Consider the following 1,271-nt stretch of genomic DNA (forward strand, 5'->3'; position numbering starts at 1 on the left):
TGCTTTGGTGTAGAAGTTCGTGTCGAAGTTGACCAGGGTGGCGCCGCCGGGTGGCTGGATGATGAGTCTGGACTCCGGCAGGGGGATCTGTTTGAACGCGCGGAGGATGTCGGCCTGTGTGGGGCCGGGGCTGGGCGTAGGCGGAACTGCGTCGTGGGGACAGTTGTTTGCCGAGTAGGTCGGCGAGCCACCACCGAAGGGGACGAACCAGGTGTTGGTCATCGGCGTCCCGTCGCTGCACGATCGCTGCATGTCGCTGCACGTCTGATCGCCGCCGAGCGCGCATGCCGGGACCGTGACATAGCTGCCTTCCGTGGCGTGGTGGGATGCACCCGCTGCGACCGGCGCTGTGTTGACGCCGACGCAGTCGACTTCGCCACTAGCGTGGAATCCGTTTGCGGAAGCGGCGGTCGTCACCGCCGTGCCGCAGCCCGCGTCTGCTCTCGGGACGCATGACACAAGTTGCAGTGCGAGGAGTAGGCCTACAGCGGCGAGTGCTCGCAGCATCAAGACACAACCTCGAATGCGGCGACAGTCCAGAGGCTGTCGCCCGCCGCGATCAGTGTCACCCGATCGGTGAAGGTTCGGGGGGCCGTCCGCTTGTCATCCGCGTCACCGGGATAGTCGGTCGTCTGTGCAGCTATGGCGTTCACATACTTCACGGTCGCGAACCAGGTGTCGCCCGCCTTCATCGTTGAGGCCCGGAGGCGGGTGAGCGTGGACGTGCCGCCCAGGATGCGGCCACCCGCGGCGTAGACGCGCTTGACAGACGCAATGCCCGCATCGCAATTCACGCATCCGACCGCGCTGAGACGCTTTAGCGCCACGGTGTCGCCGGTGGCTTGGGCGTAGTTGACGACCTGCCAGAAGTGGGTGACGAATGCTTTGGCGCCGGCTTTGGTGTGGGCTGTGGCGGCGTCGGGCATGGCGGGAGCCGCCGGCTGTGTCGGTGTCGGTGTCGGTGTCGGTGTCGGTGTCGGGCTGGGTAGGGTCGGGGTCGCGGTGGTTGCCGATCGTGGTGGTGGTATGGGGTCGGCTGTGCCGCTGCAGCCGGTGCAGGCGGTGAGTGTGAGTAGGGCGAGTCCGGTCAGGACGCGTGTGGTTGTTGCCCCCATGTGTGGTTCCTTCCCGAGATTCATCGGGAAGGTAGTCGGGGGGATGGGTGGGCGGGAAGGGGTCAGGGTGGGCCTGTGGATAACCCGGGGGCTTGGTGGGTGAGGTGGCGGGTGCCGGTGGGGTCGGTGATCCATTGGTGGCCGTGGGGGCTGGTC

The 1,271-nt window shown here is 66.6% G+C and carries 1 protein-coding gene and 1 pseudogene; both read right to left on the minus strand.

Annotation, left to right across the window (positions count from 1 at the left end; translation table 11 throughout):
- A pseudogene (locus ABD205_RS22580) lies at window positions 1-222 on the minus strand (hypothetical protein); the annotation flags it as partial.
- A 284-nt stretch (window positions 223-506) separates the two neighbouring features.
- The gene (locus tag ABD205_RS22585) at window positions 507-926 is read right to left on the minus strand and encodes a DUF6318 family protein (RefSeq protein WP_344048894.1); all 420 of its coding nucleotides are present in this window, start codon (window positions 924-926) and stop codon (window positions 507-509) included.
- Window positions 927-1,271: the final 345 nt, after the last annotated feature.

The sequence above is a fragment of the Nocardioides panacihumi genome (assembly GCF_039530925.1).
Taxonomy (GTDB): domain Bacteria; phylum Actinomycetota; class Actinomycetes; order Propionibacteriales; family Nocardioidaceae; genus Nocardioides; species Nocardioides panacihumi.

Coding starts and splice junctions, on each gene's coding strand:
- ABD205_RS22585 (WP_344048894.1), bottom strand. CDS start 926: ATGCCCGACGCCGCCACAGCCCACACCAAAGCCGGCGCCAAAGCATTC.